The organism is Nocardiopsis codii (assembly GCF_036327455.1).
Classification (GTDB): domain Bacteria; phylum Actinomycetota; class Actinomycetes; order Streptosporangiales; family Streptosporangiaceae; genus Nocardiopsis; species Nocardiopsis codii.
This window is the reverse complement of record NZ_JAUZMY010000034.1, coordinates 51,439-68,990: the sequence shown is the minus strand read 5'-3', so window position 1 is coordinate 68,990 and position 17,552 is coordinate 51,439. Positions and strand designations below refer to the sequence as shown.

General features: G+C 72.3%; 14 protein-coding genes and 1 riboswitch. Of the genes, 8 read left to right on the top strand and 6 right to left on the bottom strand.

The window, feature by feature from the left end:
• Positions 1-622 precede the first annotated feature (622 nt).
• The 4 genes from Q8791_RS26530 to Q8791_RS26515 all read left to right on the top strand — a co-directional run bounded on the left by Q8791_RS26530 (position 623) and on the right by Q8791_RS26515 (position 3,987).
• The gene (locus tag Q8791_RS26530; protein ID WP_330094540.1) at positions 623-1,165 is read left to right on the top strand and encodes an FHA domain-containing protein; all 543 of its coding nucleotides are present in this window, start codon (positions 623-625) and stop codon (positions 1,163-1,165) included.
• A 169-nt stretch (positions 1,166-1,334) separates the two neighbouring features.
• Positions 1,335-1,808 (top strand): bifunctional nuclease family protein, encoded by a 474-nt coding sequence (locus Q8791_RS26525; protein ID WP_267945350.1) that lies wholly within the window; start codon positions 1,335-1,337, stop codon positions 1,806-1,808.
• A gap of 456 nt (positions 1,809-2,264) precedes the next feature.
• Entirely contained in the window at positions 2,265-2,750 is a 486-nt protein-coding gene (locus Q8791_RS26520; protein ID WP_330094539.1) for a MerR family transcriptional regulator, read from the top strand.
• Positions 2,751-2,847: 97 nt separating this feature from the next.
• Complete coding sequence (locus Q8791_RS26515; protein ID WP_330094538.1) at positions 2,848-3,987, top strand: LacI family DNA-binding transcriptional regulator; 1,140 nt, start codon at positions 2,848-2,850, stop codon at positions 3,985-3,987.
• 333 nt (positions 3,988-4,320) lie between these two features.
• Here the strand turns inward: Q8791_RS26515 and Q8791_RS26510 are convergent, their stop codons facing one another.
• Together Q8791_RS26510 and Q8791_RS26505 are read right to left on the bottom strand one after the other, a co-directional pair.
• On the bottom strand, positions 4,321-6,249 hold the full coding sequence (locus tag Q8791_RS26510; protein ID WP_330094537.1) for a S9 family peptidase: 1,929 nt from the start codon (positions 6,247-6,249) through the stop codon (positions 4,321-4,323).
• 136 nt (positions 6,250-6,385) lie between these two features.
• Entirely contained in the window at positions 6,386-7,126 is a 741-nt protein-coding gene (locus tag Q8791_RS26505; RefSeq protein WP_330094536.1) for a MerR family transcriptional regulator, read from the bottom strand.
• A 402-nt stretch (positions 7,127-7,528) separates the two neighbouring features.
• Here Q8791_RS26505 and Q8791_RS26500 point away from each other — a divergent pair, with 402 nt between their 5' ends.
• Positions 7,529-8,284 carry a hypothetical protein gene (locus Q8791_RS26500; RefSeq protein ID WP_330094535.1) on the top strand — a complete coding sequence of 252 codons (756 nt, stop codon included), beginning with the start codon at positions 7,529-7,531 and terminating at the stop codon, positions 8,282-8,284.
• 361 nt (positions 8,285-8,645) lie between these two features.
• Positions 8,646-8,734, top strand: a riboswitch (glycine riboswitch).
• A 98-nt stretch (positions 8,735-8,832) separates the two neighbouring features.
• The gene (gcvP, locus tag Q8791_RS26495; RefSeq protein ID WP_330094534.1) at positions 8,833-11,727 is read left to right on the top strand and encodes an aminomethyl-transferring glycine dehydrogenase; all 2,895 of its coding nucleotides are present in this window, start codon (positions 8,833-8,835) and stop codon (positions 11,725-11,727) included.
• Positions 11,728-11,862: 135 nt separating this feature from the next.
• Here the strand turns inward: gcvP and Q8791_RS26490 are convergent, their stop codons facing one another.
• Complete coding sequence (locus Q8791_RS26490; protein ID WP_330094533.1) at positions 11,863-12,495, bottom strand: FMN-dependent NADH-azoreductase; 633 nt, start codon at positions 12,493-12,495, stop codon at positions 11,863-11,865.
• A 140-nt stretch (positions 12,496-12,635) separates the two neighbouring features.
• On the opposite strand from Q8791_RS26490, the gene Q8791_RS26485 reads away from it, so the two are divergent.
• Together Q8791_RS26485 and Q8791_RS26480 are read left to right on the top strand one after the other, a co-directional pair.
• Positions 12,636-13,250, top strand: a complete 615-nt coding sequence (locus tag Q8791_RS26485) for a TetR/AcrR family transcriptional regulator (protein ID WP_330094532.1) — start codon at positions 12,636-12,638, stop codon at positions 13,248-13,250.
• Positions 13,251-13,366: 116 nt separating this feature from the next.
• A complete protein-coding gene (locus Q8791_RS26480; protein ID WP_330094531.1) occupies positions 13,367-14,614 on the top strand; it encodes a tetratricopeptide repeat protein in 1,248 nt (415 codons plus the stop codon).
• A 175-nt stretch (positions 14,615-14,789) separates the two neighbouring features.
• Here Q8791_RS26480 and Q8791_RS26475 read toward each other — a convergent pair whose 3' ends face one another.
• The 3 genes from Q8791_RS26475 to Q8791_RS26465 all read right to left on the bottom strand — a co-directional run bounded on the left by Q8791_RS26475 (position 14,790) and on the right by Q8791_RS26465 (position 17,515).
• A complete protein-coding gene (locus tag Q8791_RS26475) occupies positions 14,790-14,981 on the bottom strand; it encodes a DUF5999 family protein (protein ID WP_330094530.1) in 192 nt (63 codons plus the stop codon).
• Positions 14,982-15,166: 185 nt separating this feature from the next.
• Complete coding sequence (locus Q8791_RS26470) at positions 15,167-16,597, bottom strand: threonine/serine exporter family protein (protein ID WP_330094529.1); 1,431 nt, start codon at positions 16,595-16,597, stop codon at positions 15,167-15,169.
• A gap of 228 nt (positions 16,598-16,825) precedes the next feature.
• Positions 16,826-17,515 (bottom strand): response regulator transcription factor, encoded by a 690-nt coding sequence (locus Q8791_RS26465; RefSeq protein WP_330094528.1) that lies wholly within the window; start codon positions 17,513-17,515, stop codon positions 16,826-16,828.
• Between the last annotated feature and the right edge of the window lie 37 nt (positions 17,516-17,552).

Genomic DNA, 17,552 nt, shown 5'->3' with positions numbered 1-17,552 from the left:
GTCATAAGGAACAGCCTGCCGACTCCTCCGCGCCCGCGCGACGCGTCCGCGGAGGAGTCGGCAGGCTGTTCCTTATGACATGCCCAAAAAACGTATTTGAGGGATAAACTGGACATATCAGCAGGTCATAGATGCCCAATGGTGTCGGCGCGAATCCGTGGAGGGTCGCCGAGAACCAAACCCCCCGGGCGGGCATCAGCATCAGGACAGGTGTTTCACTGTTCCGAGGTCGGTCACCCGCGGAGGCGGCGTCCCGGGCGTCGGGTCCGCAGTTCCCCGCACCGCGTGCGCGGTCGGGGGGCGTTCACGGCAGGCCGAGGAGGAGCGAAACCCTGCCTGGACAGGGATATGGTTTAAAGTCGAGTGTTCCCTGGAGCGCCGAGTCGCCCACCGGGCCGGGTATCCCGGCAACGGCGGACACCCTCACCGGGGGTGACAAGGAGTACGACACGGGGGATGAGAACTAGCGACCGACCGTGTGAGGCGCACCGCTGCCGCGACAGTGGACCACCTCGCCACGTGCCGGACGGTGCGCGGACCAGGAGTCCGAGCGGTGTCCGGAACGTGTCACCGATCAGCCGAATCAAGCGCCGCCCCGTGCGGTAGGAGGCCGAGCCGACCTATGTCGAGCGTTTACTGCACGCAGTGCGGTCACGCCGTTGCGGATGATGCCCGTTTCTGCTCCCACTGCGGAACCCCCGTCCGCAGGGCCGAACAGCAGGGCCCCCGACCCGGTTCGGGTGGGGACTCCGCCGGAGACGTGACGTCCACCATCTCCATCTCCGGGATACAGGCCCTGGAGGAGGAGGAGTCCGGCGACGAGCTGGGCGGTGACGACCCTGCCAACGCCGACGCCCTGCCTCCGGGCACGGCGCTGCTCGTGGTCAGGCGTGGCCCCAACGCCGGAAGTCGTTTCCTGTTGGACAGCGACGTGACCACCGCCGGACGGCACCCCAACAGTGACATCTTCCTTGACGACGTCACCGTGTCCCGACGCCACGTGGAGTTCTTCCGCCGCGGCGACGGGTTCGGCGTCCGTGACGTGGGCAGCCTCAACGGCACCTACGTCAACCGGGAGCCGGTCGACGAGGCCCAGCTCGGCGGCGGGGACGAGATCCAGATCGGCAAGTTCCGCATGGTTCTGCTGACCAAACCGCGCCGATGAGGGGTCGCTGACCACGGGTGACGGCGGCGGGTGGGCCGATGAGGTTTGCGGCCCCCCGCCGCCGGACAGCTTTGTAACGAAGGGTGCCGATTTCGCCCTCGGGTCCTGCATCCGAGTGCGGCTGGGACGAGCGCCCATCCGGTGTGACGACGCGTGGGACGGAGCCGCTGTGAAGCACATGGAGGTCGTCGGCGTCCGGGTCGAGATGCCCTCGAACCAGCCGATAGTCCTGCTCAAGGAATCCGAGGGGGACCGCTACCTGCCGATCTGGATCGGCGGTGTGGAGGCGACCGCGATCGCGCTGGCGCAACAGGGCGTCGCGCCGGCCAGGCCGCTCACCCACGACCTGTTCCGGGACGTCCTGGACGCCCTGGACACGGGCCTCACCACGGTGAACATCACCGGCCTGAGCGACGGCATCTTCTACGCCGAGCTGGTCTTCAGCAACGGGGTGGAAGTCAGTGCCAGGCCCTCCGACTCCATCGCCCTCGCGTTACGGACGGGCGCGCCCATCTACGCCCACGAGGACGTGATCGCCGAGGCCGGCATGCCGATCCCGGACGAGCAGGAGGATCAGGTCGAGGCGTTCCGGGAGTTCCTGGACAACATCTCGCCCGAGGACTTCGGCCGCAAGGCCGAATAGGCGGAACTTCCTCGGGAACCGTGGGCGACACGGGTCCCACCAGCGTGATGTCAGCGTGGACGCCAGAAGGGACACAGCTGCGACCTGCGGCTTTGTCCAACGCTCCGGTGATAGATTGGGCAACGGGAGTGGTCGAAGCGGTCAGGGCCGAAACCCGTGGGGGCGCAGAGGGCGCCACCGGGTCGGCTCCGCAACACCAGCGGTGCGCGCACTTGGCGACGCGCCGGGTGCTGTCGTTGACGCTGCCGTTCGGTCGTCCTACCGTCAGTGCAGTGGAACCCGCGGCGCACCCATTCCCTGAGTGGACATCCCCTGTCGAGGCCGCCGTGGGACGAGAAGCCGGAGGTCGGCGTGGCGGTAGCGAGCGGCAAGCGGAATCCCCATGACAGGCGGTCCGCTCTGCGGCTAGCGGGGCAGCAGGGCCTACTGTGCGAAGAGGACGTGGTGGCGCGGCCTATGGACGTCGGGTATCGGGGCCCCGCGGCGTGTACCGCCGCAGGGATCACCTACCGTCAGCTCGACTACTGGGCGAGAACCGGCCTGGTGGAACCGAGCGTGCGTACCGGAGCCCAGAACGCCCCCCTGTACAGCCTTCCCGACATCCTGTTGCTGAAGGTGGCCAAACGGCTGCTGGACACGGGCATCTCGTTGCAGCAGATCCGGACCGCGGTCGACCACCTGCGCGGACGCCCCGCCCCCGAGCTGGCCCGCATCACCCTCATGAGCGACGGCGTCAGCGTCTACGAGTGCACCTCGCCCGACGAGGTCGTGGACCTCATGCAGCGCGGACAGGGCATGTTCGGCCTGGCGCTGGCCCACGTGTGGCGCGAGCTGGAGGAGGCGCTGGGCGTGGTCCCCGACGAGGAGCGGACCGAGCTGCCCTCCGCGCCCCCGCCCGTGGACGAACTCGCCAGGCGGCGCAGGGAGCGCCGCACCGGCTGACCCCGGAGCGTCCGCACCTGCCCCCGAAGGTGCAAACAGATGACAGCCCGCGCAAGTGTCCGCAAGCCGCTTGCGGTCCATGTCCTACCTTGGGAGCATGAAACGTCGACTCGCGGAGGTCGCCGAGAAGGTCGGGGTGAGCGAGGCCACGGTCAGCCGGGTCCTCAACGACAAGCCCGGCGTCTCCTCCAGTACGCGTGAAGCGGTCCTCACGGCCCTCGACGTCCTCGGATACGAACGCCCCACCCAGCTCCGGGGGGTGCGGGCACGCCTGGTGGGCCTGGTCCTGCCCGAGCTGCAGAACCCGGTCTTCCCCGCCCTGGCCGAGGTCATGGCGACGGCGCTCGCCCAGGGCGGGTTCGCCCCGGTGCTGTGCACGCGCACGGCCGGAGGGGTCTCGGAGTCCGACTACGTCGAACTGCTGCTCGCCCAGCAGGTCTCGGGGATCATCTTCGCGGGAGGCCTCTACGCACAGGGGGACGCCGCGCACGCGCACTACGAGGACCTGTACGAGCGCAGTCTGCCCGCGGTCCTGGTCAACGCCGCCGTCGACTCCCTGGACTTCCCGCGGGTGTCCTGTGACGACGCCGTGGCGGTGGAGCAGGTGGTCGACCACCTGAGAGCCCTGGGCCACGAGCGGATCGGCATGGTTGCGGGTCCGCCCGACCACGTGCCCTCCCGGCGCAAGATCGCGGCCCTGCGCGCGTGCGCGGTCGAGGGGGCGCCCGAGCCGAGGGTCGAGCACGTCCTGTACTCGATGGAGAACGGGAGGGCCGCGGCCGACCGGCTCCTGGAGGAGGGTGTCACCGGCATCCTGTGCGCGAGTGACGTCATGGCGCTGGGCGCGGTGCGCGCCGCCCGGCGCAGAGGGCTGTCGGTTCCGCACGAGGTGTCCGTCGTCGGTTACGACGACTCGCCGCTGATGGCGTGCACGGACCCGCCGCTGACCACGGTCCGCCAGCCGATCGAGGCCATGGGCCGGTCGGCGGTGGAGCTGTTGACGAGGTGGATCGAGGGCGGGTCGGCCTCCCGCGCCGAGCTGGTGTTCGAGCCCGAGCTGGTGGTGCGCTCCTCGACCGGGCCGGTCCGCGAGCGGGCCGAGCCCGCCCCGACCCAGGTTCGGCGCCCCGGGGGGCCGGGAGCGGAGCGGGGCGTGGGACAGGGGTGTGGCGGAGGTGTCCGCCGCACCCCTTCGTCATGCCTTCGTCAGGCGGATCCACCCCGCTCCGATGAGTGATCCAGGTCTTGTTGTCCCTGCATCGTGGGCTTGTGTCGCTTGTTTGTGGTCCGGTGTCGGGTTCTTGCGTGGTCGAGCCCGGCAGACCTATGGTTCCGGCACCAGCGCATGGCTTCGTCGGGGGAAGGAGTCGGAGAACCTGGGGAGGGGCGGTGGTCCTGCCGGAGCACACCGGGGTCCCGGTGGCCGACGGCCCCCTCGACGCGGGGCGCCTTCCGTCGGACACCGCCGTGTGGCTGCGCGGTCGGGAGCCCGCGTGACGGCGGGTACGCGGGCTCCCTCCCGGCCGGGCCGGGTCCGGCCCCGGCGCCGCACGGGGCCGGCCGCACCGGGTCAGGACGTGGCCGAGGAGTGCCCGCCCAGGTGCCGGGCCAGGAAGCGCTCGAGCGTGCGGTACAACTCGATGTTGCTGTCCGCGTTGGTGAACCAGTGGCCCTCGGACTCGTTCATCAGGTACTCGACCTCGGCTCCGCGGGAGCGAAGCGCCTCGACGATGCGGTCGGAGTGGCGGCGGGCGACGCGCACGTCGTTGGCGCCGTGGATCAGCAGCAGGGGCGCGGTGATGTCGTCGACCCGGCTGATGGGCGAGCGGGCGAGCATGTCGGCCTCCTGGCGGGGGTCGTCCGGGTCGCCGATGTAGCGCAGGTAGCTGTTCTCGACGAGGCGGCGGGCGGCCGGGACGACCGACCGGACGAGGTCGACGAGGTCGGACATTCCCGTGTAGCTGACCGCGGCGGCGAACCGGTCCGGGGTGAACGCGGCCCCGACGAGTGCGGCGTAGCCGCCGTAGGAGCAGCCGTAGACCGCGACCCGGTCCGGGTCGGTGAAGCCCTGCTCGACCGCCCAGTCGAGGGCGTCGATCAGGTCGTCGTGCATGCGTCCGGCGAACTGGCCTATCGCGGCCCGGGTGTGGGCCTTGCCGTAGCCGGTGGAGCCGCGGAAGTTCACCTGCAGCACCGCGTAGCCGCGGTTGGCCAACAGCTGCACCTCCGGGTCGTAGCACCAGCTGTCGCGGTACCACGGCCCGCCGTGCACCAGCAGCACGGTCGGCAGGTCGCGGGGCTCGACCCCGACAGGGAGGGTGAGGTGGCAGGGCAGGGCCAGGCCGTCGCGGGCGGTGACGGTGATCGGGGCGACCGGTGCCAGCTGGGCCGGGTCGAGGTGGGGGAACGGTCGGAACAGGCGGCGCGCCCGTCCCGTGGCGTGGTCGTAGAACCAGGTGACGCCGGGATCGCGGTCGTGGGTGAAGTCCACCACCCAGCGCTGCGCCGTGGCGTCGCAGGACACGTGGGCCAGGTCGCCGTCGGACAGCTCGGCCAGCCGCGGCAGTACCGTGGCGAAGTGCGGGTCGAGCGCGTGGATCTCCTGACGGGCGCCGAGGTAGCGGGCGCCGAGCAGTTCCCCGGTGCTCGGGTGCAGGATCAGCGAGGACGGGAAGCGCGGGTCGGCCTCGGGGCGGGGGGTGTCCAGGTCGAAGACGGGGTGGCTGTCCACCCCGATCTGCTCGCCGGTCGCCAGGTCGACCCGGACCAGGCGGGTGCGGTCCGACCCGCGCGACGAACCGATCCAGAGTCCGCCTCCGTCCGGGGTGGGCGCGGCGGGAAGGACCGCGAGGAGGATGTCCGTGCCGGGGAACCGCGCGATGGGGCGGCGCTCACCCGCGGCCCACTCCGACAGCACGTGGTCACCGCCCTCCTCCATGGTGAAGACCAGCAACCGGTCGGGGGTGCGCGTCCAGGACTGGACGTCGCCGGGATTCTCCGCGACCAGGGTCAGCCGACCGGTCGCCAGGTCGAGCTCGAAGAGGTCGATCAGGTCGGGACGGCGCATGTTGAGCTGCACGAAAGCCGTTCCCGGCCGGTCCGGCGGCAGCTGCGCGCCGAGCAGCCGCACACCCTTGAAGGGCGTCAGGTCGACCGCGGACTCGTCGGGCCGGGCCGGGTCGGCGCGGTACAGGTGCCAGTTCTCGTCGCCGTCGGTGTCCTGCTGGAACAGCAGGTAGCGGCCGTCGGCGGTCCAGAAGAAGGTGTCGATGCTGCGCCGGGTGTCGGAGGTGATGCGCCGCCCGCCCGGGGCGTCGGCGCCGTGTACGCCGTCGGGGGTGGCCCAGTCCGAGTCCAGGTCGCGGAGGAACACGTTGAGCCGCCCGTGCCACGGGGCGAGGTAGGCGACCTTCGTGCCGTCCGGGGACAGCAGGGCCCGGCTACGGGCGGGTGGGCCGAAGAACTCTTCGACGGTGATCAGCTTCGACGGAGCGGTCATGACGGGTCCTCGAGGTCGACGGTGCGAGCACCCCCGAGTCCACTCCCCGACGTCGCGTCACACTCAAGACGGGGCGGCATGACCTGTGTCACAGGACATCGCGGAGTGCGGACCGGTGGAGCCCCGCGCAGGCCGATCAGGCCCCGTCGCGTCGGGCCAACCGCTGCTGGACCCGGCGCAGGACGCGGTGCTGCACGGGTCTGAGCGTCTGCTCGCCCAGCTCGTCCACCAGGGCTGAGGCCCGCGCGTCGAACGGGGACAGATCGGCCAGCCGCGCGACCACCGGCTCGAAGTGGGCGACCAGCTCGTCGATCAGCGATGCGACCTCGTCGTCCGGGGTGTCGGGCTCGAGGGCGTAGAAGCGCGCCGTCAGCGGTGCGGACGCGGCCATGCCGTCGTCCGCCTCGCCGAACAGGGCGGCGAATCCCGCCGGGCCGTCCTCGGCGAGCAGGTGTCCGACCAGGATCAGCTGTTCGTGCTCGTAGCGGGCCATGTCCGCCGGCACGTCCGCCTCGGGGGCGGAACGCCATGCCGACAGCTCCGGGGGCAGGTCGGGCGGAGCACCGCTGCGGCGCAGCGCGGCGATGCCGGCCCGGCGGGCGGTGAGCCTTTCGATGTCGGCGGCGGCCTGGCGGTCGAGCTCTTCGAGCAGTTCCTCCGCGGACACCGGATCGTCCAGCACCGCGGGGACGACGGACAGCGGTACGCCGAGTCCGGTCATCCTCGTGATGCGCAGGAGCCGGACGAGGTGGCCGACGTCGTAGTGCCGGTAGCCCCCGGCCGAGCGCGGCGGCTCGGGCAGCAGCCCGATCTGGTGGTAGTGGCGCAACGTGCGGACGGTGACGCCGGCCAGCTCGGCGAGCTCGCTGCTGAGCATCGGGCAGCTCCTTCGGTTCCGGGGCGCGCAGAGTACGCGAGACGAGGATGAACCACACCGGGTCCGGGCCCGCAACAGATCGACCAGCGGCAGCGCCGCCGCGACGGCGCTGCCGAGCGGGCTCAGCGGAGGCGACGCGGGGGAGGAGACGACGGCCGGGCACTGTTCGAGCGGCATGCGACCAGGAAAGACCCGGACGTCACGTCACAGTCAAGCGTGGCCGCGGCCGGCGCCCCCTCGGGGGGTCCCGCTGCGCCGCGGCCCGCCGTGGCTCCGGGAGAAGCGGGCCGAATCCCGTGGCACCCCTCCTCGGCCCCGCGCACCGCCGCCCGAACACCTCGCGGAGGGCGGTTGAGTGTCCGTACTCATGCCAGCCGCGGGCCCGGCCCGCACGATGGACCCATGACCTTTCGCCAGAAGCACACCCCCCTCGCCCCCGTTCTCGCCACGACGCTGGGCGCAGTGGTCCTCATGGTCGCAACCGCCGCGTGCGCGTCCCCTCAGGCGGTGGAACCCAGCTCCTCCGAGCAGGAGGCGCTCCCCGAGCTGAACCCGGACGGCAGCGCCCCCTCCGAGGCGATGTCCCTGGAGGAGGCCGCACCGTTCCTGGAGGCCCAGGGCTACCTCCCCGCCGAGGGCGACCTCAGCGGTTACGAGATCGGCTACCTCCCCGACGCCGTGGAGGGCACCCCCTACGACCACGACGTCAACGCGTGGTACTCCCAGGAGGGGTTCGTCCTGCCCGACGTCGAGGAGGTCGAGCGGTCCTGGCTGCCCGACACCGTGGACGTGGACCACCTCGTCGACGACGACGGCCGGGTCCTCCCCGAGCGGGAGGTGTTCACCCCCTCCGACGTGTACGTCACGGTCTACCGGCACGCGAGCTTCACCGACGTGGACTCCTACCTGGAGCCGGAGAGCGAGGGCGGCACCACCCTGGAGGAGGCGTTGCCCGGAGGCGGCGTCAGGGAGCTCCCGGACGGCACCGGCCACTACAACGGCGCCGGGGCGCTCTTCGTCCCCGAACCCGGAGTGGTGGTCCAGGTCTCCTACATGGACGACACCGTCATGGACGCACTTCTGGAGAGCCCCGACGGCGTCGTGGAGGGCCACCCCGAGGAGGTCCTGCTGATCGTCGAGGGCATCGAACCCGTGTAGACCCCTGACAGGGCTTCCCGGAACTCCTGGGGGCACGGCGAAGGGCGTCGGGATCGGTGCGTGCGGGCCGACCCCGACGCCCTTCCGGCAGCACTGCCTTCCGACGGCACTCCACATCCGTCCGCGCGACCACGTGCTCCCTCCGACGGACCGGCGCGATCCGCGCCCCCGCGCGGGCGGCACCGGCGCGGGAGGGGCGGTCGGCCCGGCGTTCCCGGCCGTGTGGCGCCGCGCACGGGTTCGGCGAAACGCGCGGGCGGACTCGGCCACATCAGCGCGCATCGAGTACGGTCATACTCACAACAGGGATGAAAGGCGACATTCGCCCTGTCCCCACATGTACATAGCGTCAACAGGCTGTCAATACCGCGCGGGAGAGACCCCGGCAGGGGCGCCGACGGGGCAATACTCCCCAGTAACCTCTCAGGCACCACGGACCGCGCGGAGAAGGCCGCTCTGAAGCCTGGGCACGTCCGTGCCCGGTGACAGAGGGGGAGACCGTGAGGAACACCGCCGAGCCCACTCGGCCCTGTCACCAGGAGGTCTCCGTGCCCGACCAGCCCGTGAACACCCCCGGCGCACCCGCCAGGGTGTTCGCCGACCGCCACATCGGCCCCACTCCGGCCGAGACCCAGGAGATGCTCAAGACGGTCGGCTACGGCTCCACCGCCGAGCTCATGGCGGCGGCCGTGCCGGAGTCCATCCTCACCGGACCGGGCCGCAGCGCCCCGCTGGCCCTGCCCGAGGCGATCGGCGAGGCCGAGGCGCTGGCCGAACTCCGCGACCTCGCCGCGCGCAACGACGTGCGCACCTCCCTGCTCGGCCAGGGGTACTACGGCACCTTCACCCCGCCGGTCATCCTCCGCAACATCATGGAGAACCCGGCCTGGTACACGGCCTACACGCCCTACCAGCCCGAGATCTCCCAGGGCCGCCTGGAGGCCCTGCTCAACTTCCAGACCATGGTCTGCGACCTGACCGGCCTGCCGGTCTCCGGCGCGTCCCTCCTGGACGAGTCGACCGCCGCGGCCGAGGCCATGACCCTCGCCCGCCGGGCCTCCAAGAGCAAGGCCGACGTCTTCGTCGTCGACGCCGACGTCTTCCCGCAGACCCTCCAGGTCCTCCGCACCCGCGCCGAGCCCCTCGGCATCGAGGTCGTCGTCGCCGACCTGTCGCAGGGCCTGCCCGAGGGCGACGCCTTCGGCGTCCTCGTGCAGTACCCCGCCGCCAGCGGCGCGGTGAGCGACCCGGCCGCGGTCGTCTCCGCCGCCCACGAGCGCGGGGCCCTCGCCGTGGTGGCCGCCGACATCCTCGCCCTGACCCTGCTGCGCAGCCCGGGCGAGCTCGGCGCCGACATCGCCGTCGGATCCACCCAGCGCTTCGGCGTCCCGCTCGGGTTCGGGGGACCGCACGCCGGCTACATGGCCGTCGGGGAGAAGCTGCGCCGCCAGCTGCCCGGCCGCCTGGTGGGCGTCTCGGTGGACAACGCGGGCAAGCCCGCCTACCGGCTCGCCCTGCAGACCCGCGAACAGCACATCCGGCGCGAGAAGGCCACGAGCAACATCTGTACCGCGCAGGTGCTGCTCGCCATCATGGCCGGGATGTACGCCGTCTACCACGGCCCCGACGGACTGCGTGCGATCGCCCGCCAGGTGCACACCCGCACCGCGGCCCTGGCCGACGCCCTCGTCGAGCGCGGGTTCGAGATCGTCCACTCCGCCTACTTCGACACCCTGCGCGTGCGCGTGCCCAGTGCCGCCGGCGTCGTGGAGACCGCGCTGGAGGCCGGGTACAACCTCCTGACCGTCGACCAGCACACGGTCGGCGTGAGCGTGGACGAGACCACCTCCGAGGCGGACCTGGAGGCGGTGCTGGAGGCCTTCGGCGAGGCCGAGCGCGGCTCCTCCAAGGCGCGACTGGTCGTGGACCGGGCCGCCGGACGCCTTCCCGCAGGGCTGTCCCGGGAGACCGACTACCTCTCCCACCCGGTGTTCAACACCCACCGGAGCGAGACCTCCCTGCTGCGCTACATGCGCCGCCTGTCCGATCGGGACCTGGCCCTGGACCGCACGATGATCCCGCTGGGCTCCTGCACCATGAAGCTCAACTCGACCACGGAGATGGAGCCCGTCACCTGGCCGGAGTTCGCGGGCCTGCACCCCTTCGCGCCGCTCGACCAGGCGGCCGGGAGCATGACCGTGATCCGCGACCTGGAGGCCTGGCTGGCCGAGGTCACCGGCTACGACGCCGTGTCCCTCCAGCCCAACGCCGGGTCACAGGGCGAGTTCGCCGGACTGCTCGCCATCCGGGGCTACCACCGCTCACGCGGCGACGCCCACCGCGACGTCTGCCTCATCCCCAGCTCCGCGCACGGCACCAACGCGGCCAGCGCCGTGATGGCGGGCATGCGCGTGGCCGTGGTCGCCTGCGACGACAACGGCAACGTCGACCTGGACGACCTGAGGGCCAAGACCGCCCGGCACGCGGACGACCTGGCCGCCATCATGGTCACCTACCCGTCCACGCACGGCGTGTACGAGGACACCATCACCGAGGTGTGCCGCCTGGTCCACGAGGCCGGCGGCCAGGTGTACGTCGACGGCGCCAACCTGAACGCGCTCCTCGGCTGGGCCAAGCCCGGCGAGTTCGGCGCCGACGTCAGCCACCTGAACCTCCACAAGACGTTCTGTATCCCGCACGGCGGCGGCGGGCCCGGTGTGGGCCCTGTCGCGGTCCGCTCGCACCTGGCCGGCTTCCTGCCCAACCACCCGACCCAGTCCGAGGCGGGCCCGCACACGGGCGTCGGCCCGGTGTCGGGCGCCCCGTTCGGGTCGGCGGGCATCCTGCCCATCTCCTGGGCGTACGTCCGGATGATGGGCGAGGGGGGCCTGCGCTCCGCCACCGAGGTCGCGGTCCTGTCCGCGAACTACCTGGCCAAGCGGCTGGAGCCGTACTTCCCGGTCCTCTACACGGGCGAGGGGGGCCTGGTGGCGCACGAGTGCGTCATCGACATCCGCCCGCTCCAGAAGGCGAGCGGGATCAGCAACGAGGACGTGGCCAAGCGGCTGATGGACTACGGGTTCCACGCTCCGACGATGTCCTTCCCGGTCAACGGCACCCTGATGGTGGAGCCGACCGAGAGCGAGAACCTCGCCGAGCTGGAGCGGTTCGTGGAGGCGATGATCGCGATCCGCGCCGAGATCGACCGGGTGGCCGCGGGGGAGTGGGACGCCGGGGACAACCCCCTGCGCAACGCCCCGCACACCGCGGAGGCGGTGACCGCCGACGAGTGGGAGCACGGCTACACCCGCGCCGAGGCGGCGTACCCGCTGCCGTCGCTGCGCATGGACAAGTACTGGCCGCCGGTCGGCCGGATCGACCAGGCCTACGGTGACCGCAACCTGGTCTGCTCGTGCCCGCCGCCGGAGGCCTTCGCGATGTAGGCCCCGCGCGGTCGAGGGGCGCCGGTCCGCGGACCGGCGCCCCTCCGCGTGTCCGGGGACACGGGTGACACATTCCCTCATATGAATCTACATCGTAAAGGCAGCCGTCCTCGACAGCGGACAGGTGCCGAGTTCTCAGCGCGCGGCGAGCACCCGGCCGGCCTCGCGGGCGCCGGCCAGGGCCCGGGTGTGCTCCTGCTCGGCGAGGTCCTTGAGGGCCTCCATGCCCGGTGTGGTCGCGGCCAGGGTGAGTTCGCGCTTGATGAGCGTCAGGTCGGCCTGCCAGATGTCGGCGATCACACGCTCCAGGTAGGGGGTGGAGTGGTCCCAGCCCTCGCGGGGGGATCCGGGGCCGTACCCGCCGCCGAGGGTGGTGGCGAGCACGGTGGGGGTGCCCTTCAGCAGGGGGGTGGTGGGGCCGGCGCCCGCGATCACCAGATCGACCCAGGCCTTGAAGTGCTGGGAGACGCCGTAGTTGTACAGCGGCACGGCCAGGATCACGGTGTCGGCCTCCTGGAGCTCGGCGGCCAGTTCGGCCGCCAGGGCCAGGGACTGCTGCTGGGCCGGGGAGCGGTCGTCCTCGGCCGTGCCGGCGCCGGTGGTGGCCAGGGCCCAGGCGTCGGCGGGCAGCGGGTCGGTGCCCAGGTGGCGGCGGGTGACGGCGCCCTGCGGGTGGGCGGCCGTCCATTCGGCCTCGGCGAGGTCGGCGATCTCGGCGCTGCTGGAGACGGTCGGCAGGATGCTGGCGTCCAGTCGGAACAGGTTCATCGGGCTCTCTTCCCCCAAGGGTGTTCGTGTCCGCGGGATGCGGAGTGCTCACGCCGCCGGACGGCTCGTCCGGCGGCGTGACCATGCTCCACTATAAACGGACTTTACCCCGCTTAGTGTTCCCGGGGTAGATTGGCCGTGTGACTACGCCCCTGGTGCCCTTCGGGAAGTCGCGCGGCGAACGCGCGGACGCCGCACGCAACCGCGAACGCCTGCTGGAGGCGGCCCGCGCGGTGATCGCCGAACAGGGAACCTCGCAGGTGACCATGGACGGCCTCGCCGAACGGGCCGGACTGGGCAAGGGCACGGTCTTCCGCCGCTTCGGCAGCCGCGCCGGCATCTTCCGGGCCCTGCTCGACGACGACGAGCGCCGCTTCCAGGAACGGGTCCTGTCCGGGCCGCCGCCGCTGGGGCCGGGCGCCGACCCCGTGCGGCGCCTGGTCGCCTACGGGTGCGAGCGCGTCCCCTTCCTCCTGGAGCACCACGCGATCGCGCGGGCCGCCGTGGACCGCTCGCATCCGACTCCGGCGGGCGCGGCGAGCATGACCCAGCCCCACCTCCGCATGCTCCTGGGCCTGGCCGGCCTGCCCCCGGCCCACCTGGACGGCCTCACCGTGCAGCTCACCGCAGCCCTGGAAGGGCCCCTGATGCTGTACCTGTCGGCGGAGGAGGTCCCCGAACTGCCGGAGCCGGGAGCCCCCCACCCCCTGGTCGACGGTTGGCGGTTCCTGGTCGAACGCCTCGTCGGGGGCTGACATCCGTGTGCTCGCCGCCCGGGACGCCGCCTCCCGGCGGGAGCCGCGTTAGAGTTGCGGCGACACGGACCCGGGTCCCACCGCGGGACCCGCCGCCCCCATGGAAAGCGGAAGCAATGACCACGACGTCCGGACATCCCGCACGCTCTGGCCCCGCCGATCCGCCCCCGGCGACCGACCCCGAGGACACCGGGGAGCCAGACGCGACCTCCGCCCGGGACGCCGCCGACCTGTGCGACCAGGCTCAGGACCTCGCCGAGAACGGCCACCTCAAACGCGCCGCCAAGCTCTACCGGCGGGCCGCCGACTCGGGCCCGCGCCCGCCGCTGCTGGCCCGTGCCCTGCTCGGCCTGGCCGTCGTCGAGGACCAGCGGGGCGACCTTCCCGCCGCCCGTGAGGCGGCGCGCCGGGCGGTGGCCACCGGCGACCCCAGGTACGCCCCGCGGGCCGCCTACCACCTCGGGCTCTCCCTCGAACAGGACGGGGAGTACGCGGAGGCCGAGAGCGTGTGGCTCCGGCTCCTCGACCTGGGAGACCCCGGCTTCGTCGCCGTCGCCCGCTACGGACTGGCTCGGTCCGCGGAGGACCGCGGGGACGCCGCCGGTGCGGAGGAGCACTGGGAGGCGGCGCTCGGCCTCCCGCCGGGCCCCGCCCCGATCAGTCGACTGCACGCGACCACCGTCGTCGACGCCGCCCGCGACCTGGCCGGGCGCCTGCTCGGCCGAGGGCTGCCGGGCGCCGCCGCGGCGGCCGTCGAACGCGGCCTGGCGGTCGCGGACGACCCGGGTCTGCGTCTGCTGCGCGCGGCGTCCCACCTCGAACACGCCATCGCCGACGTCGGCGCGATCGTCGACCCCGGGGAGGGGGCGCAGGACGCGCCCCGGCCGGACGCGGGTACCTCGGCCTCGGCCGTGGAACTCCTGGCCGGGTTGCTCTCCCTGCGGGGGGAGCCCGACGCGGCCGAGCGGGTCTGGCGGCTGGGCCTGGGGGACGGGGACCCGGAGACCGCGGGCGAGGTGCGCAGGCGGCTGCGCCGGGGTTTCGCCGCCCCGTCGGGCGAGGACGCGGGGGACGGGCGGGGGCCGTGGTGGACCCCGTACCTGGAGGAGGCCGCGGCGACGGCCACCGCGCCCGCGTTGGCGGGGGAGCTGTTCGCCGTCATCACCCAGATGCACGCGCTACTGGCGGTTCCGGTGGTGGAGGGGGAGGCGCGCGCCGACGCGCTGCGCGCCGTCATGGAGCAGGCGCTGCGCACCCCGAGCGGTCTGGTGTGGGGCGCCGACGTGCACGCCGACTTCCGTGGCCGGTTGCGGGAGGCGATGGGGGGAGAGGACGTGCTGCCCGAGGGCTGGCCCGACCGGTGACACGGAACCGCCCGGGGCTCTGCGCCTTCCGGGCGGGTGTGCGTGTCGGGAACCGTCGCGCGCGGCGGCTGCGGCCGGTGGCGGGCGGCGGCGCCCTCCTTCGCGGGCGGCTGCGTCGCCCGGGTCCGGTGCGTTCGCGGGTCGGGCCCCGGGTCGTGGTCGTCGGCGGGTGGGGTCAGGCGGCGGCCGCGCGGGGTCGGTGCGGGGCGACAACCGCCCCGTCGGGGAGCAGTTCGCCGGTGTCCTCGAAAAGGACGACTCCGTTGCAGAGCAGGCTCCATCCTTGTTCGGGGTGGCTGGAGACGACTCGCGCGGCTTCGCGGTCGGTGTCCTCGAAGGACGGGCAGGCGGGTTCGTGGCTGCACATGGGACAGGCCTTTCGTTCCAGATGAGCTCCTCGTCGAGCTGACGCCAACAGTAGTGGCTCACATCACATGCTTGCTCTGGTTTAGGCCGAGTGTGCTGGCCGGGGTGTCGTCGTCCGCTCTCACACGGTGAGATACCCGCAGGCCGGCAATGGTTCTCGCGTGTCCGGCTGCGGACAGAAGGAACTCAGTACCCGCCACGCGTTCGGCGTGCCGCGGGGCGGCTGCGCATCCCGGCCCCCGCCAGCCCGCCGCGCTGGAAGGCTCTCACCAGCTCTCCGCCGAGGTTGACACCGGCTCCCAGCGCCAGGCCCACCATGACCGCCTCCACCACGCTGAGCAGGCCTGACATGGGCGAGCCCTGGGTGATCTCGATCAGTCCCCGGTACAGGATGCTGCCGGGCAGCAGCGGCGCGATCGAGGGGACCAGGTACGGCAGGACCGGACGTCTGGTGCGCCGGGCCAGCCAGTGGCCGACCACGCCCACCGCCACCGCGCCCGCGACCGTGCCCACGACCGGCGGCACCTCCAGGAGGGAGCGCAGCCCGGCGTAGATCGCCCAGATCATGACGCCCAGGGCCCCGATCGTCGGGAGCATGCGCGGCGGCACCGCCAGCGAGATCGCGAACGCCATCGCGATCCCCGCCGCGCCGATCAGGACGGGGACCTCCAGGGAGGTGCCCGCCGAGGGCAGGCTCTCGAGGTCGATCGGCACGCCCAGGCGGATCGCCGTGTAGGCGACGGCGCCCACCCCGGAGACGATCGCTCCCAGGATGAAGAAGGTCTCCAGGAGCCGGGCCGCGGCGGACACGTAGCTGCCGCTGATGCCGTCCTGGAGGCTGGACACCAGGGGACGCCCGGGAAGCAGGGCCATGATGTTGCCGGTGATGATGGCCGCGGCCTGCAGCCCCAGGTCCATCGTGGTGCTCACCCAGAGCAGGCCCACGCCGATCGTCGCCGCCACCACCGCCGCGGCGGCCATCTGGTAGAACTCGGCGACGCCGCGCCGGGCCAGGAACACCGCTGTCCGGTCGCCCAGCACGGTGGCGATGAACGCCGCCGCGCCCACGATCAGGCCGCCGCCCATCATCACACTGGCGCTGGAGGCGATCAGTCCGAACCCGACCACGATCACCCAGTTCGGGTACGGCATCCGGGCCCGCCGGATCTGGGACAGGCGCGCGGCGGCGTCCTCCAGCTCCAGGAGTCCCAGCGCCGCCTGCTGGACCAGGGTGTGCAGCTCGTTGACCCGGAAGTAGTCCAGGGAGCGCCGGCGCACGACCCGTTCGCCGGTGACGGGCGGTTGGTCGCCGCCCGGGTGGGTGGACAGCGTGATGGTGGTGAAGGTGACCGACACCTCCGACCTGGGCAGCTCGAAGGCGACCGAGAGGCTGAGCATCGACTCGCTCACGGCCTCCGTGCCCTCGCCGCTGGCCAGCATGAGTTCGCCGACGCGCAGGACGAGGTCGATGGCCCTCGCGTCGGGGAGGTTGACGGCCTCGTTCTCGTCCAGGCCGTCCGGGGTCAGCTCCCGCTCGTGTTCCGCCCGCCAGTCACGCATCCTGCTGAGCAGGCGGTCCTCACTCGGCGGAACGGGCCGCTCCCGCTTGCTTGGCATCCCTGTTCTCCGTTCCCTCCTCGCCTGGACCCATGGTGGTCGGCGCGTTGATGACAACCCCAGAGGGGACGCAGCCCAGACGTGTCGGGTTCGCCTGGTTCAGGGGCGGGCACCGGTGAGTTCGATCACCGGAACATCCTGTCAAGGCGTGGGGGTCTCCGACAGCGACGCGCCGGGGGCCGCCGGGCCGATGGCCCGGTCGACCGGCGCGCGCGGGCGCGGTGCTCCTCAGCGGTCCGTGCCGGGCTGTCCGGGTATGACGAGCCCGTGTTCGTAGGCGTACACCACCGCCTGGACGCGGTCGCGCAGCTCGAGCTTGGTGAGGATGCTTCCCACGTGCGACTTGACGGTCGTCTCGCCCAGGACGAGGTGGGCGGCGATCTCGGCGTTGGACCAGCCGCGCGCCACGAGTCGCAGGACCTCGTGTTCGCGGGCGGTCAGGTGGGTGGCGACGGCGCCGCCGTCGTCGGCCGCGGATGGGAACAGCGGTGCGAAGCGGTCCAGGAGGCGGCGGAGCACCGGCGGGGCGACGACCGCGGCGCCGCTCGCGACCACCTCGACGGCGGTCACGAGTTCGGCGGGAGGGGAGTCCTTGAGGAGGAACCCGGTCGCGCCCGCGCGCAGGACCTCCACCACGTACTCGTCCAGGTCGAAGGTGGTCAGGGCCAGGACCCGCACGTCGTGTCCCAGGGGTTGGGCCCAGGAGGTGATCAGCCTGGTGGCCTCGACGCCGTCCATGCCCGCCATGCGGATGTCCATGAGGACGACGTCGGGCAGCAGTGTCCGGGCGGCCCGCACCGCCTCGCGGCCGTCGGAGGCCTCCCCGACGACCGACAGGTGCGGGGCGGACTCCAGGATCATGCGGAATCCGGCACGGACGAGGGGCTGGTCGTCGACCAGCAGTACTGAGACGGGCACACGGGTGATTGTGCCTCATCGTGGGAGGAGCCGGACC